Below are 24544 nucleotides of genomic sequence, written 5' to 3'. Positions count from 1 at the left end.
CTTATGGTTTTGGAGTGGTAACTTTAATGGCAACACAACTTCTCGATGACATGATTCAAGGTCATCAAGTGATTCAATCTCTCAATGTAGCAGACCTAGGTCCGGGTGAGCATAAGTTTTGGTTCCGCATCGCAACCAACGCGCTCTCTCAGTGGCAACATCTTCCTGTTTTAGTATTCAAAGGTGAAAAACCTGGCAAGAAAATCATGATCACCGCAGGGGTTCATGGTGATGAATATAATGGTGTGTTAGCAGCGCAGAAGACCGCTAGAGAACTCATTGGCACTGAAGTCGCTGGTACTGTCACGATTGTTCCAACCATTAACATGCCAGGTATGCTAAACCACAGCCGCGATTTCTATTCCGCAGACCCGGATGCGTCTCCTGCAAACTTAAACCGCTTTTTCCCTGGTGACCAAAACGGCAATGAGGCACAACGCTACTTATATGCATTGTGGAATGATCTGCTCAAGCCAAATGCTGATTTAGCCATTGACCTTCACACTCAAACCAGTGGTGCGGCCTACCCACTATACGTGTTTGCAGACTTCCGAATTGAGCAATCATTAGAAATGGCTCGTCTCATTAATCCTGATGCGATTTTAAATGATCCTGGAGATACCGGCGTCCTTGAAACCGTTTGGAATAACCATGGTGTCCCAAGCATTACGGTTGAAGTGGGTATGGGGCGCTACACAGAGCAAAAACTCATTAGTCGAACCGTATCAGGCATTTTAAGTGTGTTGAAGCAGCATAACGTCGTAGAAGGTGAGATAGAGCCTATCACTTCATGCTTGGAAGGAAACGAGATCGTCAGTGTGAAAGCGACACATGGCGGCTTTGTACTACCTCATGTCGGTTTGATGGATTTTGTCGAGCAAGGCCAACTGGTTGCGATTCAATACGACAGCTTTGGCACTGAAGTTGAGCGCTACACCGCCCCTACAAGTGGTACAGTGCTCAGCCACAATGTGGAATCTATTCGGGCGCCTGGCTCTCTGATCGTTCGTTTGATTAAGTAAACCATAACCGTTTGTCGATAAATCAACCTTTCGACGCTCACTCAAATTTATATAAGCCCCATCACGAGTAATCACAAATGATGGGGCTATATTTTTGACTACATGAGGTTACAAGGTAACAAAAAATATTCCAAGCAAAACTCAAAACCGCGAGACAGAAACTTCGCTTCTGTTGATTTTAGAAGTCACATTGATGAACTTAAAACTGTCGTCCACTCTCTTGATCAACGAGAATTAGCTCATCTAACGCGAAACCTTTCTCTTTAGCAACCTGCTTAAAACGCTCCAGGATTTTCTCATCAACGTTGGGGGTTCTAGACAATAGCCACAAGTAGTCGTGGTTGTAACCTGAGACAAACGCATAGTCATAGTTTTCAACTAGCTCAAACACAATGTAAGAAGAATAGATTGGCCCAAAAAAGGAGACTTTTAAGTGCCCAACCGTTTCGTCTTCAACAAAATAAGCTTTACCTTCAGCTTCTGACCACTGCTGATCTTCTTCTGAATACCCGCGGTTTGTCACCTTAACCCCACCATCCTCACGAAGCCGATACTCGGCCGTAACGTTGGATAGACCACGCTCAAACGAATGATCGAGCCGTGCGATTTCGTACCACTTGCCTAGATAAGACTCTAAATCAAAATTGTTAACTGGCTGTACCCCATCAGGTTTAGAGGTACAGCCAAATAAAGTAACAAGTGATAAAAGTAATAATGTTTTTAGCGATTTCATACAACACCTAAATTTGATTTAGTGATTGATTTTACTGTAGAAGGTAGCAAATCGATCACTAAGTCGCACCACTGTCCCAAAGGTACGTAGCTACACATCACAGTTCTTCATTATCAATAGCATGCTGAACACCAAAACCTCGTTATGTCAGCAATTCCCTAACAATATTGTTCTATGTTTTACTTACAAGTTGGGCATACTTGTATATTTTGTCAGCATTTAACCGTATGCATATAGAAACTTTGCACAATATAGACATACGCTGTCATATCCCCCTCCTATAATACGTCGCGATATAGACAGAGGTTATTGTTATGAAATTAAAAACAGTGTCAGTTTGTGCACTTTTGGTATTGCTTGCAGGTTGCCAGCAGGAAAACCCAAGCCAAGCGACACAATTAACAACCTCGGCAGATGTATGTAATACACAAGGAAACATGCCAGGTGGGTGGAATGAGTTTAATGCTACCCCTGATGCACAAAAGGCAATGGCTTTTGTTTTGAAAAGAATGGACACAATAGCGTCGTTCAAACAAATACTGAACGTTCACGCGCAAATCGTTAGCGGCGTCAACTATGCCATTGAGTTTGAATTGGATGATGGCTCTATTTGGAATACAGTTGTTTATCGCAACCTAGATGGTGAGTATGCGATTACCCAGTCGCCAAAAGAAGGCCACTTTTGCGAACAGTAGCGATTAAGTAAGAAAGCCCCTAGATAGGGGCTTTTTGAGTATATCTGTTACTTTCTGAGAGCCGCAGTAACAATCAGCTCCACTTTTAATTCTGGACTGGCCAACTTAGCTTCCCCGCATGCACGCGCAGGTGCGTAGCCCTCTTCAAACCACGTATCCCAAACACCATTCATTTCATCAAAGTCTTTCATGTCTGCTAGCCAAACAATCGTCTGCAAAACGTGTTTGCGGTCACTACCCGCTTCAATCAATAAATCTTCAACACGTTTCAAAGCCTCTTCCGTTTGCTCCGCAACACTCGTGCCTTTTACACCAACTTGTCCACATAGATACACGGTATCGTTATGAATCACGACCTTACTCATTCGTTTATTGCTGTACTGTTTTTGCACGTTGTTCATGACTTGCTCCTTCACTTTTGTATTTTTCCATAAATGATTTATTGACTGGCGTTAAACTGGCTAACTCTCCCAGCTTCAGCGGTTTGATTGGGTTGCGCAGGCGGTAATAACCCACTTGCTCCATCGATAGTCCTATTTTATCGCTGATAATATGTGCGACTGTCGAACCGCAGTAACGCCCTTGGCATGGTCCCATACCGCAACGGGTATAGGTTTTTATTTGATTAATTCCATTCGCCCCATTGGCTGCATGTTGCCTAATTTGACCAGCCGTCACCTCTTCACAACGGCAGACGATAGTCTTATCTGATGGGCATAACGCTTGTTTGGGCGGCGCGTACAAGGTTTCTAAGAATGGACGTACTGCCAACTCGTGCTCTATAGATTCTTTGAGCGCCAGAGATTCATTAATTAGATCTCGGCTCAGCTCGTTTTGTAGCGATTGCAATACATGGCAAGCGACCAATTCTCCTTGTAGCTCGGCCACCAGTGCACCGCCAATACCACCGCTATCTCCGGCAATGAAAACGCCCTGTCGAGAACTCATATTGTTTTCATCAAGCGTTGGTTTCCAACACACTTGCAAGGCATCCCACTGATGCTCTAACCCCATTGCTCTAGTCAGTTGCACGTTTGGAATTACACCGATATGGGCCAATACTGTTTCAGTCCCTAACGACACTTTGTTTCCGCCACACTTAAACACCAGCTCTTGCACAGAATCTGTACCTTCGGCCTCGATATTAGTCGCCCTTGTATAGCGTTTTATTCCGGCCTTTCGTAACTTCGCTAGTAAACCTAACCCTTTAACCAAATACTTACGCCCTGTCCACGCGTTTGACGCAAATCGGAGTGATTTTAAATATCCATCTGATTGTTGAGTATCGACGATCGCTTTAGGAGGCGATCCGGCGTCAATCATTTGCGCGGCCAATAGGTAAAGTAGTGGCCCCGTTCCAACCATAACCGCTTGTTTTGGCACTAAACCCGATGTTTTCATCATGATCTGACACGCCCCTGCGGTCATTACACCGGGTAATGTCCAACCAACAAACGGAAACGGACGTTCTGTCGCGCCAGTAGCGATAATGATATTTTTCGCGATGGTCTTATGCGCTTTGCCTTGCTGACTCCAATAAACCGTATTGTCTTCATCAATTCGCCACAATGTGGCTTGCGATACGTGATTTACTTCCGCTTGATTAAAGGCTTTTACTAACTCTGCGCCGCGCAAGTAATCCGGGCCAAAAATATGCCCATTCGGGTGGCCGTTCTCTTGCACTGCGCGGTAAATTTGCCCGCCGGGACGTGCTTGTTCATCGATAACAGTGACGCTAGCACCCGCGGCCGAGCAGCGCACAGCCGCTTTCATCCCTGCGGGCCCCGCTCCGATCACACATACATCCACTACATTGGTTACTTCGTCTTGCATGATGTCTCCTGTTAGGTGGTTTGGCGGCGAATCTGCATGCCGTCTTCGATTAAATTCATGCAGGCTTGAACATTCTGTTCACCATTCACTTCAACGCGACACTCAAAGCAACTTCCCATCATGCAGAACGGTGCTCGCGGGGAACCCGATTGCGGCGTTTCACGTGTATGGTTTACTTGCGCAGAAAAAAGTGCCACGGCAATGGTGTCCCCTTTACACGCGGTATACGGTTTGCCTTCCCAGTAAAACTGAACCGACTTAGGCTGAGAGCCAGCCTGTTCAAGTCGTTGAAACTTAGAATCGTTCTTCACTGAACACCTCCAAATTTGGTGCATCGGCAGAATCTTCCAGCCAATGTGGAAGTAAGTAGGAGTGCGCCGCTGCAAGGGTAATTCCGCTGTGGCAGCTAATCAGGTAAGCGCCAGAATGCGTTGTTGATTGCTGGTAGATCGGCAGGCCATCAGGAGAGACAATTCGAATCGCGCCCCAACTGCGGACCAATCTTGTTTGTGCCAAAAACGGATACACGGCGATGGCTCGTTCCGCAATAGCGGCTGTCATTTCAAGCGTGTCACTATCATCAAACCCAGCGTTCTCTTTCGAGTCACCAATCTGGATGCCGCCTTCGTCAACCTGTCGAATAATGCCAGAAGGACGCTTGATGATTTTCGGCAATTTTTCCGTGATCAGCACTTGCCCCTTTTGAGGCGAAATTGGGGCAACAAAGCCCAACTTAGGTCCGAGTTTGGCCGCACCTAAACCCGCAGACAGGATCACTTTATCACTTTGGTACTGCGTACCGTCCTCAAGTGTTACTTGAAAGCGCCCTGTGTCATCCTTTTCAATATCCGAGACATGGACACCCGTAATAAGGTTCGCGCCAAGATTACGAATGGCTTTGGTATACGCTTTAAGTAGTTGCAGCGGATTCACATGACCATCTTCCGGGCCATAAATCGCCCCTACCACATCTGGGCCGATATCGGGTTCTTCTTTGAGCAAGCGGGCTCTGTCCCAGACTTCATAGGGATGATCAGTACCCAGGGCTTCGCGTAAATGCTCGTATTGCTGCGCCTTGGCCATGAGTTCTTTTTCACAGAAGTGGAAATCGTATCCACCTTGCTGAACCAGGTTTAACTTTTCACCCGTTGCACTTTCCAGCTCGTGCGCTAATCCTTGCCACAAATTCACTGAACGACGTGTCCACGCTGCGTAATGTGGCGCGTCTAACCCTTTGCTTGATAACCACACTAAGCCAAAGTTTCCGCGTGATGCCCGATGCGCACTGTCTCCACCGTCTAATACGGTGACTTGATGGCCGGCTTTCAGCAGCCCGTAGGCCAAAGCGCAACCCACGACACCGCCACCGACAACTATGTATTCCGGTTTCATAACATTCTCTTCAGACTAAATTTGGGGGCAGGACTGCCCCCGTTTGTATGTGCTTTGCCTAATTCAGCGCTTTATCTATGATTGGCTGGCTCCAGTCTGAGCCGATATCTTCGATGATCTGTGGCCATACTGTTGCGCGAACTTTATCCGCTGTTTTTCGCAGTTGCGCTGGTGTCATTTCTACAATGGTGGCGCCTGCTTCAACGAGTCTTTGTTCGTTTTCTTTTTGGTCGACTTGAGCCGCCTGCCAGCGACGAGACTCAAACTGTTGCGCTGCGGCCTTTAGTGCTTGTTGCTCATTTTCGTCTAAGTCATCCAAACGCTCTGAGTTGATCATCAAGTACCAGATTTCGAAGTGCGTGTTCAAAGGAATATATGTCTTTGTCACGTCACGGAATGATGCGTAATAACCTTCAGCGCCAGAACCAATCACACCATCAACTACGCCAGTTTGAACCGCGGTGAAGGCTTCAGAGAACGGCAGTGGGGAACCGATGTAACCAACATTATCAGCCAAAAGTTGGAAGCTCTTGATAGGCGGAACACGCAGTTTAATACCTTTAGCTGAATCTGGGTTGCCTGCATCCACAGCTTCACGATTTAACGAGATACCACCGAAGTAGACTGGATACGCAGCAAGCAGAGTAATGTCTTGTTTTTCAAACAACTCTTCCATGGCTTCACGTACTGGTGCGCCGATACCATAAACGTTTTGCGCCTCTTCCCAATCATTGGCTAAGAAAGGCAACAAACCAATCTGCATGCGTCTATCCGTCGACGTAGACGCGGGTTGCAACGCCATATCGATAGCACCGACAGAAATGCGTTCCTGAACTAAGGTGTAGTCACCCAAGGCATTGGCGGCATAAACGCGCAACTTAAGATCACCGTCTGTTGAGGTTTTAAGCGCCTCGCTAAGTTGTTTAATATCGTTATCAACCACTGTCCCTTGTGGACGAACATGACTGATTTTTAATGTCGTTGCTTGCGCAGGGATCGCTGTCACTGCAGCCGCAATGAGCGAAGCAAGAACGCTGTATTTTTTCAGTGTTTTTGATGGTGCAAACTTACTTGTTTTAAACATGGTAATTTCCTTTTAATAACCAAACACAGTAGGGAGGAACAGAGACAAATCTGCCCAGAACGAAGTTAGGATTACGACTGGCAGGTAGCCAAACACAATCAGTAGCATTGCAGGGCCAACAACTTCCGAGAACTTAACGTTTCCGATGCGAGCACCTAGGTAAAGAATCGACGCATATGGAGGGGTTACACCACCCATTGCCGTGTTTACGCCCATAATGGCGGCAAACTGAATTGGACTGATACCAATTGCTGTCATCAGTGGTAAAAGCAGCGGCGCGATAAGGATAATGGCAGTAAGGTCATTCACCACCATGCCCACTAAAAACAGCAACACGTTAATGAAAATAAGCAGCAACGCTTTGTTATCGGTGATACCAAAGATGGCTTCTACAAGCTGCTGAGGAATGTCTTCAACAACGAACATCTGGCTCAGGATGAGACTAAACAGAATCATAAACATGATAGAGCCAACCGCGGTTGCCGATTCTTTCCCGGATTCCAGCAGAGTTTTCCAGCTAAGACCTTTGTAGATCATGAACCCAACTGGCACAGCGTAGATCACTGCGACGGCTGCAGCTTCTGTTGGCGTCATAATGCCGCCATAAATGCCACCCAAAATGATCACAGGCATCAATAAAGCAGGGATCGCGTTAAAGGTTTTGCTTGATGTCTGCTTTATCAATTCGGACATCGTTGGTTTGTCATCCAACACCAGTGGAAACTTACGCGCCATGAACATGTTGATTCCGGCAAAATTGAAAGTGACCAACAAACCCGGACCTAAAGTCGCAAGAAAACAGGCCAGAATAGAGGTATCTGTGACCCAACCATAGACAATCATGGTGACACTTGGCGGAATCAACAGACCTAGAATTGATGAGTTTGCAATCAAAGCTGTTGCGTACGCTCGTGGGTAACCGCGCTTTTCCATTTCAGGGATAAGCAAAGGCCCAATGGCAGCCACACCCGTCAAGCCACTACCTGAAATTGCACCAATAATTGCACAGCTAACTGAGGCCACGATGCCCAATCCGCCGCGGATATGGCCGACAAAAACGTTCACAAATCCTAATAAACTGGCGGCGATACCACTTCGACTCATGATGGTGCCAGCCAAGACAAACAGCGGTATCGCAAGCAGAACCGGGTTCATCAATTGGCCAGCGCCCCACATCATATTGCCTTTCATCGACATATCGCCGACAAAACTCATTACCATTAACGCACCACCGAAACAGAACGGTAAAGGCACACCGAACGTCAGCAGTATGACCAAAACTGCCACTGCTAACAGAGCTACTTCAACCATAATTTAAACCTTACTTACTGAATAGGATGGAGATCTAAGCTGGCGTACCAACTTGACGATATGAACAGCGATGAAAAGAGTGATCAGAAGTAATCCGAGAAATACGGAGCACTCATGATAAAACGTAGGTATATAAAGCGTTGGACTCTCTTTCCAAACTCGCCATGCGTACTTGGCATAATCCCATGCCCAGTAAGTCAGCCAGGCCGAAATAACAAAGCTGATCACTTCACCAACCAGAGCGAGGATCTGGTGTCCGCGTTCTGTCTTAATGAAAATTTCCAGCACATTTGCACGGATTTGCGTGTCTTCCCTTGAAGCATTCACCGCGCCAAGCATGTAGAGCCAAACAGTGGGGATCACCATCGACTCTTCCAGCCCCATAATTGGGACCTCAAAGATATATCGCGTCACGACTTGGATGAACTGCATCAGCGCTACAGATGCAATCAAGCAAGTCAGCAGATATCTGAACTTTTGCTCCACAGTACATTTCCTTATTGTTGTATTTGTAAATACATCGTTAATTTAATGGTGACAGTTAATAAAAACAAATTTAAAATTTCTCTAAAGTCATAATTTTTTCTTATAGGAAGACATGAGCAATATATCAATAAAACAACTTGAAACCTTCCGTACAGTGATGCGTTCTGGCTCGGTTACTGTGGCAGCGAAAACTTTGTGCCGGACTCAGCCTGCGATAAGCGCGATGCTGGTTAGCTTGGAGAAAGAGCTTGGGTTTGCATTGTTTGAGCGGCATAAAGGCCGGCTAATCCCAAACCCTGAAGCGTACTTTTTACTTGAAGAGACAGACGCCATTCTGGAGCGGTTATCGCGCTCAACACAGCTTATGGCAGAGGTCAAAAACCTAACCCGAGGGAAACTTCGCATTGCGTGCATGCCTGCCGCAGCGCTGTTCTTTATGCCGCATGTCATTGCAGAATTTGTGAAGGATAGACCAGAAGTAGAAGTATCGATGATGATGCGCAGCTCGACCATGGTTCAGGACTGGGTCGCCTCCCAGCAGTATGATATTGGGTACTCGGAACTACCGAAAGACAGGGATTCTTTCCATGTCGAACCCATTAACCTTGAGGGGGTTTGTGCGTTGCATAAAGACCACCCACTGGCGCTTAAAGAAGTGATTACCCCGAAAGATCTGGATAACGAACCGCTGGCTGCGCTGTATACGCGTCACTCCGCAAGTGAGCATGTACGCATGCTATTTGAGGAATATGGGGCCACTTATCGCCCAAGATTCGAGTTGCAAAATTACATTTCAGGCTTCGAATTTGTGGAGCAGAAGCTGTGTGCTTGCATCTGTGATCCAATCAGTGCGGCCAGTTACAAACTGTATAAATCCGGCCAAGGAAATGTGGTGTTTCGCCCATTTACGCCAGCCGTAATGTTTGACCACGCTATTCTCACCCCTGCGCATAAACCTATGTCTCAGCTTGCCAAAGTGTTTGCAGAGAGCATACGAGGAGGAGTCAAACAATTCGTTTCCATGTAGATGGTTGTTCCGAGCATCAACTAAGTATACTTTGCTGCAAATCGTAGGATACGACACAGCAAAGTATACATCTTTTCAATCGAGTATTAGTTATACTGTCCTAGTTAGTTGAGATTTGACCGATACTGTCGAACCGACTCTTGATGGTTCAACATCAACCCTCTGCGCCATTTGCTCTTTTAACTCAGAAACGTGAGAAATAACACCGATCATGCGTCCAGTCTGTTGCAAATCCACTAGCGTTTGAATGGCGAGATCCAAAGATTCTGGGTCTAAACTACCGAACCCCTCATCAATGAATAAAGTGTCTAAACGGATACCACCACTATAGGATTGCACAACATCCGACAAGCCAAGCGCCAAAGCAAGCGCTGCCATAAACGATTCACCACCGGAAAGTGTCGCAACATCACGTGTTTTTCCTGTGTAACCATCTTCAACCATTAAATCTAAGCCGCGACCCGCAGCGCCTTTGAAGCCCTCTGTTTTTCGAGCAAGAATATAGCGCCCTTTACTCATGAGGCTTAAACGTTGAGAGGCCTGAATTAAAACATCATCCAACAGTACACCAAGAACAAAGCGATGTAGGCTAACCCTGCTGCCTGTTTTACCGCTGGCAACGTCGTATAACGTACCAAACACTTTGTACTCTTCTTCTAACTTGCTATTTTTCTCATGCAGCGTAGCAATATCTTTACGAACTTTTTCAATTCGCTCAAAGGTTGAGCGCGTGGTATCGAGCTGATTCCTTACTTCAATATACTGCGCCTGCAGAGTGGTTAAGCTGTCGTTAAGCGAATCCAAGTCCGGTCTTTCAAGCGCTTTCAATGCATGGTTTAAATCATGTAGTGTTTGTTCAAGCTTGGTTTGTGTCTGTTTGAAGTTGTCTATTTCTTTCTGCCACGCTTGAAGCTCATCATCTGTCACTCTGCTATTTAGATAACTGCTTTCATCCTCAAATTTACTCGCCTGTAATGCCTCATTCCACGCTAATTCTGCTTGGCTAAGCTTTTGTTCTGACTCAGATAGCCACTGCTTGTTCGTCACTAACTGACTTTCAGCATTCGATTGCGCTAATACCGCTTGCTGCAAAGCGTTTTGCGCCTTTTCTAAACCTGTATTCAAGGTCAGAATTTGCTCTTTTGTGAGCGAAATGTCACGCTCAAGCGCATCAACGGAACTGTATTTCGGATCAATGGAAGCTTGTAATTGAGTCAAGTGTTCTTGGTTTGCTTGAACGGTTGATTCATTTGCCGCCATTTGATTCTGCAGCTCATGAATTTTATTTTCACCCACTAAGCAGCGTTGATTAAGCTGTTCAACGTTCTTTTCTAGCTTTTCAATATCAATAGATTGTAGACGTAGAAGTTGATCATTAAGCGCCTGCAACTCAGTTTGAACCGTCGAGATCTCAGACGCTGCATGCTCACCAAGCTCTTCTTTCAACTGGTCGATTTGATTCTGATGCTGAATAATAACAACGTTATGTTGTTCTAGCTGATTACTTAGCTGGTTCAGTGAGGTTTGAGCTTCTCTTTCTTTCACTCTGGCAGCCTGAACTTGCTCTTTTGTAACGACTTCTTCAACAAACGTCGCAAGGTTAGGATGCGCTTGGCTGCCACATACCGGACATGCTTCACCTGCCTTTAGTCGCTGCGCTAATACTGCCGCTTGAGCGTTGTGCCACTTAAGCTCTATCGTATCAGCGGCTTGTTGACACTGCATATAGCGCTGACTGGCTTCCTGTAATGACTGCTGCTTGCTTACGGTTAACGCCGTGAGTTTAGAGAGTTCCAAAGTAAGACCATGCAGCTTTTGTAGATCCTGTAGTAGTCGTTGTTTTTGTTTTATTTCCGCATCGATGCTGCCAACAAGCGCAACATCTACTCGGGCTTGCTCTAGATCTTTCTGGCCCTGTTGCGCCTGAAACGCCAACTTGTCTTTCAGCTCTATGTACTGTTTTAACGTTGCTTCAAATTGTTGCTTTTGTTGATGACCTGCCGTTATTTTTCTTTCCAAGTTGGCTTTTTCAACCAACTTGTCTTTCATGCTTTCAAGTTGATACTGCAGTTGCGTTAACTGTGGGACTTTTGCCGCGGCTTCTTTTGCACTTTGCTGCAAGTTTTCTTTTTCTTTCGTAACAGCATTGGCTTTATCAAGGCTCTCTTTCAAAGCTACGATTTTTTGTCTGAGCTCTTGAGTTTGAGTTTTTGCATTTTGTAATGCGACGTAGGGTAATTCTATCTTATTGGCATTTTTAGCATTTTCTAATTGCTGTTGACGAACTTTTATCGAGTCTGAGTGTTCTAGATGCAGCTTGAGTGCGTTTTCTGCTTGCTCTCGTTTCGAAAACTCTCCATTAATAGTTTCCGCTTTTTGCAATTCAGATTTAGCAACATTTAGCTTATCTAACGAAGCTTGTTCTTTCTTTCTATCGACCTCTAGCTGCTCAGTTGCTTGTTCAAGCTGGTGTAATAATTCCTGCTCTGAACTCACTCCTGCAACTTGTAAAGCGCCTCGAATTTGATTATCAAATTCATCTTTCGCTTTACTGATTGCGCTCGCTTTATCTTTGAGCGCGTACTCAATTTTTTTATATATGTCCGTTTGAAAGAGCTGACCAAAAATTTCTTCGCGCTCTTTAGAACTAGCAAGCAACAGCTCCCGGAATTTTCCTTGAGGCAATACCATTACTTGGCGAAATTGCGTTTCATTCAAACCAATAATATTGCTCACTTCTGTTTTAACTTGAGTCGTCTTGCTAGTGATGAGCTTTTCGGTCTCGCCGAGTTCATAAAGAGCCGCAGTGTGCTTTTTTACCGTCATCCCTTCACCACGCGCTTTGGGCGCTTCCTGCTCTGGAGATCGCACAACTCGGTATTGTTTGCCATGTAACGAAAATTCTAGAACGACTTCGGTTGGTAAGTCTTGCGCCGATAAGTCACATCGCATCTGGATGCCTTGCCGCTCATTACCGGTAGTTTCACCGTAAAGGGCAAAGCAAATGGCATCTAAGATCGACGTTTTACCTGAGCCTGTAGGACCATTAATCAAAAACAGAGGGTTACGGCCAAGCTTTTCAAAGTCAATGACTTCGGTTTTTGCAAACGGACCAAAGGCTTGCATGGTAAGTTTAATTGGTTTCATCTTTGGTCCCTATTGCTGTGATAATTGCTTAATAATGTCAGTAACGGCTTGTTCTTGCTCTTGGGATAATTGACTATCTTGTGCCTCAATAAAAAAGTCTCGGAACATATCAATTTCGCTTCGGGCCAACTTTGCTTGCGCCATTTCCTGCTCTACCCCAATTAACATACCCGGTTTCTCAAGATGTAAAACGTTTGGATACACCGAACGAAGCTTTTCCATTGGATTTAAAATCGCATGTTTATCCATCAAACGAACTAACAAATAATCTTCATTTTTAGGGTCAGTCTTGCCCTGCTCTATGACTTTATCTAGCTCTCCCTCAACAATGCGCATTTCATGAGGGGCAATTAGCTCAATATGTTTAGCAGAGACAAATCCTTTCTTGTCTAGTTCGACTAACGTGAAGCCTTTCTTCTGGTTCTGTTCACCAAAACTATACTTCATAAGTGAACCAGAATAACGGATATGCTCTGCGCCTTTCTTCTGAGGCTGATGTAAATGACCAAGTGCGACGTAGTCGAAATCTAAGAAATGCTCATGACTTACGCGATCAGAGCCACCAATAGATAGTGGTCGTTCAGAGTCAGACTCAATAGCACCATCAACAAAACAGTGGCTAACGAGAACACGCCTTTGCTCTGAAATGAAATGCTCTCTTATTTGCTCTACAAGCAGTTGATGTGCCTCATCATGAGTTGATACCGAGGTTTTGTAGGCAAATCTGACCTGTTCAGGGTCGTTATAAGGCATGCCATAAAACGCTACCTCACCCGCAGAGTCCGTTTTTATGATGATGGGAGTTAGCATATCTTCAAAGTTACTAACAATATGAAGGCCTGCATTTTTCATTTGCTCTGAGCCAAAACCTAATCGTTCTGCACCATCATGGTTGCCAGATATCAATATCATCGGTGTTTTCAGTTCAGTACAAATACGCTTCACGACTCGATTTAGCAGTTCTATTGCAACCGTTGGTGGCACCGAACGGTCATAAATATCTCCCGCCACTACAACGGCATCGACGGGGTTGTGTTCAATATAGTTAATCAGTTGTTCGAGTACTGCTTGTTGATCTTCGAGTAGTGATACATTGTGGAATTGTCGACCAAGATGCCAATCTGAGGTGTGGATAAACTTCATTCGAATTCACTTTCCGCCAAATCTTTAAGCAAGGTTTGCTCCTGCAAGAATCCGAATTTCAGCCGTGTAAACATCAGAGTATTACGTGACTGGCTGAATCTGGCACAAACCAAAGCTCAATTTATTTAATTTGGGTTAGGATATCTTGAGTCGAACAGCTTTTCATGTAGTTTATGTTCTATGGTTCACTATTTCACCGGAAAGCGAGAAGAACGTTGTATAAACACCTTTTAAGCAACATTAAGTGATGGTCTCGAGTAAACATAACCGTCACATTTAAACCATTAAAAGCCAACGTTTAGAAGGGACAAACTAGATCCAGAACTACTCGTTATGCCAATTGTATAGAACTCCCACCGTATAACCATCTGGCTCGATATCAGCTTGCAAAACGTGGAAGTCTGAGTTGAGGCTGTTTCTTTGATGCTCCTCAATCATTAACACTTTTAAAACACCTCCGCATGCGCCCAGCCCTCCTAGTTTAACATCAATAAATTGATACTGAGTTTGATCGGTCACCCAGGGAGACAAGAATTGCATAGCATTTAACCATCGAGGCTCATCTCCATCAACGGATAAATGCAACTCACTAAGTGAGTGATCACACCCTACTCCAAGTTGTTTAAACACTTTATCGACAGCAATGCTTTGTTGTTTGGTATCTAAATCAATTCTAACATCATCAGTAACAAGGCCGGACTGTTGAAAAAAGCACTTCGTCAAAATGATCGAGTTTTGAGATTTGGCATGCTCTTCTGCATCGCGAGCAATTTCTATAGCCAGTATCCAAGTTGCTTGTGTTTCGTTAACTTCACGGTTTATCCGATTTAGCGCCATCAAGAACGCAGCTTGACCATAAGGATAAAAATAAATTTCTCTATTGGCAGAGTTACCAAGGATAAGAGAAAACTCGTTTATCAATGCCTTAAGCAAGCTTTTATCTACCGAAGACGGTAAAAGAACGCAGATATTCCCTTTGATATCACTTTGCTCCAGTATCTCGCGCTTAGAGCGCACAAGATTTAATATCTGCTCATACAGTGATTGATCAGGATAGGATCTTGGTGTTTCTGCGGGCAATCTAAAACATTCGTTATCTATCTCACGAACAGTGTATGGCCTGCCATTAATAGCAAGAAGATGAGTTTGAAATGCGAGTGGCATCTAGCCTCCGATTAAAACCGTAGGCATGCCAGACAGAATTTTACCACCATGAGACGTTGAATCCCCGACCCTTGCCGCTGGCTTACCGTTGATTGTAACGCTAGAAGAGCCTGCTGAGATGCTATCCGGAGGACCTATACATATAAGCTTATCTCCCTGCCTAGCCGCTGGAATGCCGCCAATTGTCACGTTTGGCGAGCCAACTACGACGGGGCCACCTACATGAGGAATTTTTCCTGTTTTTTTAGGACAAAGATGAAAGCTGCCCAATATCGCGGCTGGTTTACCCACTTTAAATCACCTTAGTTCAATGAAATTTGCCCAGCTTTAAGAGCGATAGCAGAGCCGTTAATAGATATTTTATTGCCTTTGATGTTGATTTCTCCGGAACTAGACATCTGAATCGAAGCGCCACCGACTTTGATCTCGATACTCTTTCCTGCATTAAAAGACAACACTTCACCCGTTTCATTAGAAAAGTTTTTACCTACTTTCAAGGTCGCATTCTTGCCAATCTCTTGATTGACATCATTCGTCACTTTTTCGGTTTTACTGTTTTCAACGGCAATATCAACACAGTCTTCAACTAGCATTTGGAAAAGTTTTTCGGCATGAAGATAGATGTGTTCTTCACCGGGTTTGTCATCAAAGCGCAACTCATTAAAATTAGATGTGCCTTTTTGTACAGAACGCGATTTATAACCACTTTGAGAGCTTTGCTCTGGTAACGTGTAGGGAGGGAGTTGACTACCATTGTACAGTGACCCCGTAACAATTGGCTGGTCAGGATCGCCATTGACAAACTCGACGATGACCTCTTGTCCTACTCTAGGATGAAACACCGAGCCCCATCCGTTACCCGCGATATTTTGCGCAACACGAATCCAACATGAGCTGTTTACATCGTATTTACCAACACGATCCCAGTGAAACTGAACTTTAATACGACCGTGTTTGTCTATGTAAATTTCGCCATCTTTGTTTCCCGTTACCACTGCGGTTTGCAAACCTTTCATCTGAGGTTTCGGATAGTTCACAGAAGGGCGAAGGATTGTTTTTGAGTCAACACAACTAAATGATACTTTAACACCTTGCGCAGCAGTGCCACCTTGACCAGTCTGATTATAAACAGCCGCAGATAAAAAAACGGCGGACAGTACGTATTCTTTGCCGACTCGAGACTTATCTTCATGCTTTTTAAACTTAAAGCACTTTCCCACACTGAACGTTCGACACGTTGCCTCGCCACGACACAGATATGCGTTTTGCTGTAGTGCTTCTATAGCGTGCGTGTTTCTAAGTGCGTATTGATCATCACTTTCCGTTTCACCCATGTATTCAAAATACTCGCTTTCAGGCACGGTAAAAAAATCACTTTCACCCTTGGCAGTATTTTTAGGATTAGACGAAGGCTTAAGCATGTTATAGCCAGACTTTTGGCTTGCTTTAGTCGTCAAAACTTGGGTTTCATGCCAAGAAGAAATATGGCTAGACTTAGCCGTACCTGTATCAAAATCGACTAAAAACTCTGTACCCGGCTTATAGAAACTGATGTCATCAAAAATCTTAAGCGTGTGGACAGACTTAGTGTGTGTGAAACAGAACGATAGCCCTTCTTCTGACAATAAGCGTCGGACAAATTCAAGGTCTGACTCTTCATATTGCACTTTGTATGTGTATTTAGGGTACGACTTAGTTAACTCAAAACTAAAGGCGACACTATGCTCCGAGAGTACTTCGGAGATAATTTCTTTTATATCTTTATGCTGAAATATTCTGCAATTTTTTCTATAATCGGCGAAACGTAATTTAGGCTCTATTAATAACTCTATATTTTTATAATTCTCACCATTATGAGTATTAGAAACTCGTTGCCCTTCTAATCTTGCAGCAGATACATAACCATGTATATAACGAGGTTTTGAAGAAACATCCTCACTATTTTCAAGGGTAATTGTTACTTCTTTACCAATTATTTCGTTTAACTCACTTCGTTGATCATTAAAGTAAGCTTTAGCACGCAATGAAAAAAGTTCTGAGATCTCTTCTTTATACTCAAATGAGTTTAGTATGATGGCATCTTTTCCGAATGGAGAGGAAATTCGGATGAAATTGTTATCTTGAGTTGCTCTTTTCATTAAATACTTCTTTCAAAAAATGCGGGGGAATATTCCCCCGCATAAAAATTACATTTGTTGACCTTTAACACCGCTGTAGCCGTATACCAATGGCGCAGAAGTGTTGTTTTTATCGTCAGTAGGAGTCACTGTCATCATCATTTCAGTGTAAGAAATAGTGATGGTTTCAACTGGACGATCATCCTGGATAGAAACTGAGTAGTTAGAAATCATCGCATCAGTCAGTTCGATCTTCATGATTTCTTCAACTTTCTCACCCTGCTTAGTAATATGGAAAACCGCAGGTTTACCTTTACCAATTGTCGCTTCTTTAAATAAGTCAGGAGAAGAACGGTCTTGAAGTTTAGTGATAGTCAAATCATATAGACGAGTAGCGCTCGCTTCACGGTCCATCGCTGTACCAGTGTATGATGAGATCTCACGACCTACACTCCAATCTACAGATAGTAGTGTAATCAAATCTTTATATTGCTCGGCAGTTGCCTCACCCTTAATATCTGCGTATTTAAGATACGTATTAGACTGCATGCTAATCTCCTATAGCATTATTAATTGACATATATCGTAGTAATTTAATTATCTGACGTTTGATGATAATTAGTGATTAATGTATCAAAAACTTCATTTTAAATACGCCCTGTTATATCTTTAAATAAGACTTAATTTAAGCATTTTTTATAAAAAATAATAGTTAATATGAACCAACTCCCAATTATTATTGAGAGTGTAAAGGATGTTAAACTATTGAGACATCAAGTCCACTAGTTGTACCTTTAACAATAATTTCATCAAACGTCTTATCATTAAGAATTGCATGCAATATTTCATGAGAAATCTTAGGAAGTAATGTGTTTTCTATGGTTGTCTGTACCACACGTGCACCGCTCCCCGACTCATTACTATTGTCTACAATATCATTAATTAGTTCTTCATCAAAAAATAGGTCAGCGCCGTAATTTTTACGAATGCGATTCGTAACTTTGGCTAATTTTAATTTTGTTATTTCTATCAATACTTCTCTTGATAGAGGCAAATAAGGTAATACATTAACACGCCCTAAAAATGCAGGTTTAAAGTCAACCAACAAATCGTCACGCAAAGCATCTTTTAGTGCTGAAGGTTCTGGAGATAAATCAGGATCAGAATACAAAGACATCGTCGTTTCGGTCCCTGTATTCGCGGTCATAATAATAATAGTGTTTTTAAAATCTATATCTCGACCTTCACCATCTTTAATTGAGCCTTTATCGAATACCTGATAAAAAATATCTTGAACTCCAGGGTGCGCTTTTTCCATTTCATCCAAAAGAATCACACTATAAGGTTTGCGTCTGACGGCTTCAGTAAGTACACCACCTTCGCCATACCCAACATAACCTGGAGGCGAGCCTAATAATAAGGAAACTTTGTGCTCTTCTTTAAACTCGGACATATTGATAGTTGTGACATTCTCTTCACTGCCGTACACTTTCTCTGCAATAGCTAAAGCAGATTCAGTTTTACCCACTCCACTTGGTCCCGTGAGAAGAAATACACCATTTGGTCGTGTCTCATCAGTGAGCTGTGCACTGGCAGTTTTTATCACTTCAGACATGACTTCCAAAGCGTGCTCCTGTCCGACAACTCGTTTACACAAACTCTCTTTCAAACTCAGTACAGCTTGGATTTCATCATCCTGAAGTTTGCCCAGTGGTATCCCGGTCCAATCTGAAATTACTTCTGCAATAAGCGCTTCATTGACATGCGAAAATACTAATGGTTGCGAGTTAGCGGAGAGGCTACTTTCGAGCTCCTGTAACTTGTCCCTAGCAGTCTCAGAACCCTCCTTGATTATTTGAGCTCTAAGTGACTTAGCTTCACTTACCCACTCTTTTTCTTTCTCCCACAGCGTCTCTAGTTCAACTATTTCACTAGATAGAACATCAATCTCTTTTCTGACATCTTGCAACTGCATATCAAGAGGTGCACCTAGCTGACTTTCTTGGCTTAGGTGCTCATATTCAGCTTGCTTGGCTTTTAGTTTATTCCTTTTCGCATCTAGACCTCCCGGTGTAGACGATTGACTTAACGCGACTCGCGAGCAGGCTGTGTCTAAAACAGACACAGCCTTATCTGGCAGTTGTCGGCCATTAATGTATCGAGCTGAGAGTTGAACGGCAGCATTGAGAGCCTGGCTAGTGATGTGGACGTCATGGTGTTGTGCCATTACGTCAAGTAAACCACGTAACATCTCGATCGCTAGATCCGGCGCTGGCTCGTCGACCTTCACTACTTGAAAGCGTCTGGTAAGAGCCGCGTCTTTTTCAAAATACTTTTTATATTCTGCCCAAGTTGTTGCTGCGATCGTTCTGAGTTCACCTCTCGCTAACGCTGGCTTTAGAATATTCGCTGCATCACCTTGTCCTGCTTGTCCCCCACCACCAATCAGACCATGTGCTTCATCGATAAACAAAATAATGGGTTGTGGTGCGTCGTTAACTTCTTTCACAAGGTTTTTAAGTCTGTTTTCAAACTCACCTTTCATGCCAGCACCAGCTTGCAATAACGCCAGATCCAAAGACTTAATCGCTACATTTTGTAGAGCAGGAGGTACATCGCCATCGATAATCTTTTGCGCCAAGCCTTCAACAACGGCTGTTTTTCCAACGCCAGCTTCACCAGTTAGAATCGGGTTGTTTTGTCGACGTCTTAATAAGATGTCGATCATTAAACGGATTTCATTGTCTCTACCAATAACTGGATCTATCTTACCTTCCCTAGCCTGCTCAGTAAGATCTGTTGTAAATTGATTCAGCGCAGAATTCGCGTTTGATTTCCCTAGGTCATTCGATCCTGATTGACGCGTATTACTTTCTTTAAAGTTCAATAACCGAGATGGTTCTATCTTGTTTAACTCAGGGCTAATCGAACCAGCCATGTTGACTAACGTATCATCAGACAAGTAGGCAAATAAAAGATGAATGCAATCCAACTGCTCCTGATTGAACTCAATCGTTGCCGATAGCAAAGCATTTTGCATCACAGTCACTGTGTGAGCTGAAAGACCTGGGACCGATTGACATCCCGTTTTGTATTTTTCAAGTGTCTTTTGAAGATCAGTTTCAACCTTGATTTTATCGACATCAAATTCGTCGAAAACTTCCGAGTAAATATCGGCAGGATGTTGAATAATCGTCATTAACCAGTGAGACATTTCAATACTGTGATGGGTTCGAGAGCTTGCCATCGCAGCTGCTTGTTCAAGTGTTTCCTTAGCCTGAGGAGACAATCTTTCGACCAACGCTGAAAGTGAGAGTGAAGCCATTATGTTTCCTTTAAATAGTAATTGTTATGGTTCGATCTTTTGTGCGTTTATGTTTTTTAAGTACAGAACCAACACCTAACTGACCATGTTTTTTTGATAAACAAACTTGAGGTAATAAACTATGTTTGGTGGTGAGCTGCCATTTCACTTGCTTATGCTTACCAATAAATTCATAAGCCGCACGTTTAATAATTTCTACATTTGGATGGTTAGGCAGTAATTTACTAACCAGACCTTTGTGCTTTGGCAGAAACTCGATCGTTGTTCCTGCGTTTATATTCCAAGCTTTCGAGCCTAAGGATGCTCCGGAACCAAGTTGAGCAAACTGCCCTTCTGGCATAGTTCGAGATGAAAGACGTGTTTGCTCTTCTTTTGCAAGATGTAGCCACTGCCCTTGAAACTCATGAATCTTTACTTGGCATCCAGATAAACATTCAAGAACACTTTTTAGTCCAGCTTTGCTTCTCGTCGGTGAAGCAAAAACACCACCATAATGCAGGGACAACGAACTACCCTGGCCAGTTAATGCCGACTTACAATCTTCTAAAGGTGAACGTAATCCCTGTGCATGAGCACGAGACTGAACGGTCAATTGACTCAGTTGCCAGCATCGATAGTAAAGAGATAGTAAACGATGGTTAAAAATATCGTAGAAGTCCACCATTGCCGTATCGCCTTCTTTTTGACGATGCAAAGCTAACTCGCTGTAGTGCTGAGGAAGCACCCCCTGCTCACCCGTTAGGCCTATTAAATTGGTTTCAAGAGCTAGCTTGTGGCTATCAATATGTTTTAGATCGCAAAGCTGCGCATTTTCAAAACCTAACGATGGATTGACCTTTAAGTGTAGTTTTTCATGCTTCGGTAGAGCATCTGTCCCTATTTGTGCCTCGGCTTGCAAGATCTCGTGTTCGATAAGGTGAATTGCTTCAAACAACGGATGTTGCTTTAGATCTCGATAAAATTGCTCCGCGATCATAGCAACACCTTATCGCCAGTTAATGCAGGCCATAAGTGGAAGGGCTTTCCCGTTGACTTAAGTCTTATTTCTAGCTGCGTAAAAATGTTAATTTCAGCATATTGTGCAAAGTAAACGGATAGCACACTACCTAGGAGGAAGATTTGCTCTTTAGGTAAAATTTGATCAGAAACCGTCAAAATGATTTTTATACCGTGCGCAAAACCAACTTTACCTTTCTGACTGACTCTACCTGTAGTCGGCTCGAACTCTAGCTTCGCTAAAGCATCAATTACCGCTTTCGTTTCTGCGGTCCCAGAAAACGCGTAGAGATTCAGAGTTTGCTTCAAAGTTGTTAATCCATCTTCTTCGGTAAAGTGGTTTAAAGTTAGAAGCTTAGTTAGCTGCCATCGTGTACTTTCATCCATTTCTGGCCGGAGGGTTTCTGATATAGAAACTAAACAACGAACTGACTCGAAGTTGTCATTTACTTCCGGCAAAGAGACTTTTGGAAGACCGCCTCCAAATGGAAGCTTCTGCGCTAAATTACGATTGCAGCACTCAGCTTCAACGTACATTAACCAGTTTTCTCGGCTCTCTGGACTGAACAATTGATGCCTTTTATCAACAAAAGAAATGTAAGTTTCCCTGCCCGGCTCATCGTATCCACCAGCCCAGTTTTTATCCTCACGTCTCATCAACCAATAAATTTCACTGGCGTTCATATAATGCGTGTGCTCACCAGCGTGATAACATGGCAGGTTGTGATACGTTTTGTTCCAGTTTCTCAATGTTACGTCAGAAATAGAGACAACCTCGTTACTCTCGGCTTCCTGGTATTGCGGTGATAAGTGGTAATCGTACTCGGTTGGTAGAATACGCTTGGGCTCCATAACACTTTTAAATAAGTTGACCACTGGTACACAACCAACCATCAAGCTCTCTTCATCCACTTGCTTAGGAAGCCAATCATCATTGGTATCAAAGTAAAAATACAGTTCAGCTTGCTCTCCAAGAGCTAGTTCTGATAATCCGAGTTCAGTGATATCAAAGAACATGAACTTCTCAGGAAAGTGCAGATACTCAACAAGTAATCTTGCTCCCGAAAAGCTTCTCTTACTGTATGGAACAACCTTCTCATCTTCTGAAAATCCCACTTCAATAAGATGCCTTTTCGTTAAAGAACGAACTTCTTTGCCACCCGCAACGACAGATAAACCAATTAGATTTTGAAATAGCATTTGGTAAAGTTTAAACGTCAACTGAGAGTGCCCGTTTAAATAAAAGCGCAACCGTTCTAATCCCATGTCACTCAGAGATGTCTCTTCATCTTGGGCGGTGAGCTGGATTTTCAAAACTGAATGAGCATGGCTTTCCCATTGGGAGCCCACCGATTTAAGCGGTGCGTTTTTGAAAGCGCCAGAGGTCACATCAACAGGGTACATTCTGACCGGATAACAGGTTCTAAACTCGCATTCGTGGTATCCAGGAGCACCGATAACGACTCGCTCACCTTCTTCTACGTCAAAAAAAGAGGAAGTGGAGCTAGAGCAGTTCATCTTAATGACGGACATTGATGGAATTGGTGCGTGAAAATCCGGATATAACTGCCCCATCAAAGATTCAGTGAACTGAGGATAACTATTGTCTAAACTTTGTCTAATCCTTGCCGTTAGAAATGCACAGCCTTCTAGCAATCTTTCTACATGTGGATCGTCAACCTGCTCCTCACTGATACGGAGTCTCGCAGCGATCTTAGGATACTGCTCCCCAAACTCTTGTCCTTTGTGACGTAAATAAGCTAACTCGCGATTATAGTATTTGAGAAACTCTTCACTCATTTCGCTCTACTCAGTTTCATACCTAAATTTACCGGCTCTACTTCAGAATTGAATCGCACTTCATGAATGCTGTTATCGATTAAGCAAGTGGCGCTAATTTGTAACCTCAACACCCTATCAATAGCGTTTTTCTCGTCCGAAATCTGGACATAAGGATTCCTTAACCTAGGCTCGAACTCTTTAATTGCATCATGAACAATGTCACAAAGCTGATTCTGCCCCTCTTGGCTGCTATAAGGCATCGAGGAAAAATCTGGCAGACCATAATTCAATATTGAATAGCGAACCTCTAAAAGGTCATCAGGAATGTTTTTCCATCCGATACGACTATTTAACATAGACTCCAGATCTCTAAGCAAGCTGTTCAACATCTGTTGTTGGCTCGTAGGGAAGTCTTTTTCATCTCTAGTTGAAGGATCACTATCCATCAATTTGTCGAGCAGAGAAACGGTTAAAGACATGTTATTGTTACGCTATTTGTTTCGATTCTAACAATGTAGTCAAGTCACAGATTGGGAGGGCTGAATCACCAACTAGCCAACATTTTTGGCCTAAACCCACGAAGGATTCTTGCTCACCAAGCTGTTTCCAATCTGTTTCTCGACCTAGCTTTTGTGCGTCAGTTTCTGAGTCAACATAGGTCAATGGCATATGGCCTTCTCCTTCGCCAAGTCCGTCAATATCAAACTCTACAGGTCGCCAAATACTTTCTAATAAAGAGGTAGGTGCTTTTATTTCTAGCGCTTGAATGCTAGAAATTGGAACAAGAAAATAGTTACCCGCGGTGGAAAACAGTTCAATGTAACCACCTAAACGATCATCAATATCCCTAGCATCTTCATAATTTGTACCGTTTATGTTAAAGCCTTTAATAGTGCGATGCTCTTCAATGCTATGCGCTAGGTGTGACGCTTCTGCATAGTCTTGATTTTTGAGAGCGAGGTTAAAGCGAACAAGCTCTTTAGTGAATTCCTCGTCACCTAATACCTTGGCACTAGCCGCACCGTCGATAAAATCTTTTCTAGCCTGGGCCGCTTTCACTAAATGTCGCAACTGACTTGCACCAGGTAGATACTCAGGAAACAATTTGATCGATTGCATAAGTTGCTCATCCGCACGCTCGAAGTCTCCATCAATGCAAAGCAGCTCAATGAACGAGCTTCTCAAGCTTGCATCTTTAGGCGCCGCTTTAATTTCATCAATTAATAGCTTTAGAGCTTGTTGCAATTGGCCTTGGGACAAAGCATTTTTCCATTGGGTCATTGTTAT

The 24544-nt window shown here is 43.5% G+C and carries 22 protein-coding genes; 3 read left to right on the top strand and 19 right to left on the bottom strand.

Annotated features, from left to right (window positions below):
* Positions 1-26: 26 nt before the first annotated feature.
* Positions 27-1022, top strand: coding sequence for a succinylglutamate desuccinylase/aspartoacylase family protein (locus tag VEA_RS15245; RefSeq protein WP_012842203.1), 996 nt, complete (start codon positions 27-29; stop codon positions 1020-1022).
* Positions 1023-1221: 199 nt separating this feature from the next.
* Here VEA_RS15245 and VEA_RS15240 read toward each other — a convergent pair whose 3' ends face one another.
* The gene (locus tag VEA_RS15240) at positions 1222-1755 is read right to left on the bottom strand and encodes a lipocalin family protein (RefSeq protein WP_012842202.1); all 534 of its coding nucleotides are present in this window, start codon (positions 1753-1755) and stop codon (positions 1222-1224) included.
* A 314-nt stretch (positions 1756-2069) separates the two neighbouring features.
* On the opposite strand from VEA_RS15240, the gene VEA_RS15235 reads away from it, so the two are divergent.
* Entirely contained in the window at positions 2070-2450 is a 381-nt protein-coding gene (locus VEA_RS15235) for a cystatin family protein (protein WP_005396397.1), read from the top strand.
* A 47-nt stretch (positions 2451-2497) separates the two neighbouring features.
* Here VEA_RS15235 and VEA_RS15230 read toward each other — a convergent pair whose 3' ends face one another.
* From VEA_RS15230 to VEA_RS15200, 7 genes are read right to left on the bottom strand one after another with little or no spacing between them, the layout of a single operon-like run.
* Positions 2498-2851: a RidA family protein gene (locus VEA_RS15230; protein WP_012842201.1), complete on the bottom strand. Its 354-nt coding sequence runs from the start codon at positions 2849-2851 to the stop codon at positions 2498-2500.
* Positions 2820-4283 (bottom strand): NAD(P)/FAD-dependent oxidoreductase, encoded by a 1464-nt coding sequence (locus VEA_RS15225; protein ID WP_012842200.1) that lies wholly within the window; start codon positions 4281-4283, stop codon positions 2820-2822. Before VEA_RS15225 ends, VEA_RS15230 begins: the two co-directional genes overlap by 32 nt.
* A gap of 11 nt (positions 4284-4294) precedes the next feature.
* On the bottom strand, positions 4295-4594 hold the full coding sequence (locus VEA_RS15220; RefSeq protein ID WP_012842199.1) for a (2Fe-2S)-binding protein: 300 nt from the start codon (positions 4592-4594) through the stop codon (positions 4295-4297).
* The gene (locus VEA_RS15215; RefSeq protein ID WP_012842198.1) at positions 4578-5675 is read right to left on the bottom strand and encodes an NAD(P)/FAD-dependent oxidoreductase; all 1098 of its coding nucleotides are present in this window, start codon (positions 5673-5675) and stop codon (positions 4578-4580) included. Before VEA_RS15215 ends, VEA_RS15220 begins: the two co-directional genes overlap by 17 nt.
* 58 nt (positions 5676-5733) lie before the next feature.
* Complete coding sequence (gene dctP / locus VEA_RS15210) at positions 5734-6759, bottom strand: TRAP transporter substrate-binding protein DctP (RefSeq protein ID WP_012842197.1); 1026 nt, start codon at positions 6757-6759, stop codon at positions 5734-5736.
* Between the two features lie 12 nt (positions 6760-6771).
* Positions 6772-8070 (bottom strand): TRAP transporter large permease, encoded by a 1299-nt coding sequence (locus VEA_RS15205; protein ID WP_012842196.1) that lies wholly within the window; start codon positions 8068-8070, stop codon positions 6772-6774.
* Between the two features lie 3 nt (positions 8071-8073).
* The gene (locus VEA_RS15200) at positions 8074-8556 is read right to left on the bottom strand and encodes a TRAP transporter small permease (RefSeq protein ID WP_012842195.1); all 483 of its coding nucleotides are present in this window, start codon (positions 8554-8556) and stop codon (positions 8074-8076) included.
* Positions 8557-8668: 112 nt separating this feature from the next.
* On the opposite strand from VEA_RS15200, the gene VEA_RS15195 reads away from it, so the two are divergent.
* Entirely contained in the window at positions 8669-9583 is a 915-nt protein-coding gene (locus tag VEA_RS15195; RefSeq protein WP_012842194.1) for a LysR family transcriptional regulator, read from the top strand.
* A 90-nt stretch (positions 9584-9673) separates the two neighbouring features.
* Here VEA_RS15195 and VEA_RS15190 read toward each other — a convergent pair whose 3' ends face one another.
* From VEA_RS15190 to VEA_RS15140, 11 genes are all read right to left on the bottom strand, one after another.
* Positions 9674-12730, bottom strand: a complete 3057-nt coding sequence (locus VEA_RS15190) for an AAA family ATPase (RefSeq protein ID WP_012842193.1) — start codon at positions 12728-12730, stop codon at positions 9674-9676.
* A 9-nt stretch (positions 12731-12739) separates the two neighbouring features.
* Positions 12740-13873 (bottom strand): exonuclease SbcCD subunit D, encoded by a 1134-nt coding sequence (locus VEA_RS15185; RefSeq protein WP_012842192.1) that lies wholly within the window; start codon positions 13871-13873, stop codon positions 12740-12742.
* Positions 13874-14197: 324 nt separating this feature from the next.
* Complete coding sequence (locus VEA_RS15180) at positions 14198-15037, bottom strand: hypothetical protein (protein WP_012842191.1); 840 nt, start codon at positions 15035-15037, stop codon at positions 14198-14200.
* Entirely contained in the window at positions 15038-15328 is a 291-nt protein-coding gene (locus VEA_RS15175) for a PAAR domain-containing protein (RefSeq protein WP_005375969.1), read from the bottom strand.
* An 11-nt stretch (positions 15329-15339) separates the two neighbouring features.
* A complete protein-coding gene (gene tssI, locus VEA_RS15170; RefSeq protein ID WP_012842190.1) occupies positions 15340-17175 on the bottom strand; it encodes a type VI secretion system tip protein TssI/VgrG in 1836 nt (611 codons plus the stop codon).
* A gap of 48 nt (positions 17176-17223) precedes the next feature.
* Positions 17224-17703, bottom strand: coding sequence for an Hcp family type VI secretion system effector (locus VEA_RS15165; protein ID WP_005375967.1), 480 nt, complete (start codon positions 17701-17703; stop codon positions 17224-17226).
* A gap of 208 nt (positions 17704-17911) precedes the next feature.
* A complete protein-coding gene (tssH, locus tag VEA_RS15160) occupies positions 17912-20479 on the bottom strand; it encodes a type VI secretion system ATPase TssH (protein WP_012842189.1) in 2568 nt (855 codons plus the stop codon).
* A gap of 10 nt (positions 20480-20489) precedes the next feature.
* Positions 20490-21455, bottom strand: coding sequence for a type VI secretion system baseplate subunit TssG (gene tssG / locus VEA_RS15155; RefSeq protein WP_012842188.1), 966 nt, complete (start codon positions 21453-21455; stop codon positions 20490-20492).
* Complete coding sequence (gene tssF / locus VEA_RS15150; protein WP_012842187.1) at positions 21452-23275, bottom strand: type VI secretion system baseplate subunit TssF; 1824 nt, start codon at positions 23273-23275, stop codon at positions 21452-21454. The genes tssG and tssF overlap by 4 nt, the downstream gene beginning before the upstream one ends.
* Positions 23272-23736, bottom strand: coding sequence for a type VI secretion system baseplate subunit TssE (gene tssE, locus VEA_RS15145; RefSeq protein WP_012842186.1), 465 nt, complete (start codon positions 23734-23736; stop codon positions 23272-23274). The genes tssF and tssE overlap by 4 nt, the downstream gene beginning before the upstream one ends.
* A gap of 7 nt (positions 23737-23743) precedes the next feature.
* Positions 23744-24538: a type VI secretion system accessory protein TagJ gene (locus VEA_RS15140; RefSeq protein ID WP_012842185.1), complete on the bottom strand. Its 795-nt coding sequence runs from the start codon at positions 24536-24538 to the stop codon at positions 23744-23746.
* Positions 24539-24544: the final 6 nt, after the last annotated feature.

It is taken from the genome of Vibrio antiquarius (assembly GCF_000024825.1).
Taxonomy (GTDB): Bacteria; Pseudomonadota; Gammaproteobacteria; order Enterobacterales; family Vibrionaceae; genus Vibrio; species Vibrio diabolicus.
The sequence above is the reverse complement of the archived record's forward strand: the minus strand, read 5'-3'. Positions and strand labels throughout refer to the sequence as shown.

Excerpts from the sequence above, each read along its gene's own strand:
- tssI (WP_012842190.1), bottom strand. The coding sequence starts at position 17,175 with ATGAAAAGAGCAACTCAAGATAACAATTTCATCCGAATTTCCTCTCCA.
- VEA_RS15240 (WP_012842202.1), bottom strand. The coding sequence starts at position 1,755 with ATGAAATCGCTAAAAACATTATTACTTTTATCACTTGTTACTTTATTT.
- tssG (WP_012842188.1), bottom strand. The coding sequence starts at position 21,455 with ATGATCGCGGAGCAATTTTATCGAGATCTAAAGCAACATCCGTTGTTT.
- VEA_RS15225 (WP_012842200.1), bottom strand. The coding sequence starts at position 4,283 with ATGCAAGACGAAGTAACCAATGTAGTGGATGTATGTGTGATCGGAGCG.
- VEA_RS15195 (WP_012842194.1), top strand. The coding sequence starts at position 8,669 with ATGAGCAATATATCAATAAAACAACTTGAAACCTTCCGTACAGTGATG.
- VEA_RS15165 (WP_005375967.1), bottom strand. The coding sequence starts at position 17,703 with ATGCAGTCTAATACGTATCTTAAATACGCAGATATTAAGGGTGAGGCA.
- tssF (WP_012842187.1), bottom strand. The coding sequence starts at position 23,275 with ATGAGTGAAGAGTTTCTCAAATACTATAATCGCGAGTTAGCTTATTTA.
- VEA_RS15235 (WP_005396397.1), top strand. The coding sequence starts at position 2,070 with ATGAAATTAAAAACAGTGTCAGTTTGTGCACTTTTGGTATTGCTTGCA.
- tssH (WP_012842189.1), bottom strand. The coding sequence starts at position 20,479 with ATGGCTTCACTCTCACTTTCAGCGTTGGTCGAAAGATTGTCTCCTCAG.
- tssE (WP_012842186.1), bottom strand. The coding sequence starts at position 23,736 with ATGTCTTTAACCGTTTCTCTGCTCGACAAATTGATGGATAGTGATCCT.
- VEA_RS15180 (WP_012842191.1), bottom strand. The coding sequence starts at position 15,037 with ATGCCACTCGCATTTCAAACTCATCTTCTTGCTATTAATGGCAGGCCA.
- dctP (WP_012842197.1), bottom strand. The coding sequence starts at position 6,759 with ATGTTTAAAACAAGTAAGTTTGCACCATCAAAAACACTGAAAAAATAC.
- VEA_RS15190 (WP_012842193.1), bottom strand. The coding sequence starts at position 12,730 with ATGAAACCAATTAAACTTACCATGCAAGCCTTTGGTCCGTTTGCAAAA.
- VEA_RS15230 (WP_012842201.1), bottom strand. The coding sequence starts at position 2,851 with ATGAACAACGTGCAAAAACAGTACAGCAATAAACGAATGAGTAAGGTC.
- VEA_RS15215 (WP_012842198.1), bottom strand. The coding sequence starts at position 5,675 with ATGAAACCGGAATACATAGTTGTCGGTGGCGGTGTCGTGGGTTGCGCT.
- VEA_RS15140 (WP_012842185.1), bottom strand. The coding sequence starts at position 24,538 with ATGACCCAATGGAAAAATGCTTTGTCCCAAGGCCAATTGCAACAAGCT.
- VEA_RS15245 (WP_012842203.1), top strand. The coding sequence starts at position 27 with ATGGCAACACAACTTCTCGATGACATGATTCAAGGTCATCAAGTGATT.
- VEA_RS15205 (WP_012842196.1), bottom strand. The coding sequence starts at position 8,070 with ATGGTTGAAGTAGCTCTGTTAGCAGTGGCAGTTTTGGTCATACTGCTG.
- VEA_RS15185 (WP_012842192.1), bottom strand. The coding sequence starts at position 13,873 with ATGAAGTTTATCCACACCTCAGATTGGCATCTTGGTCGACAATTCCAC.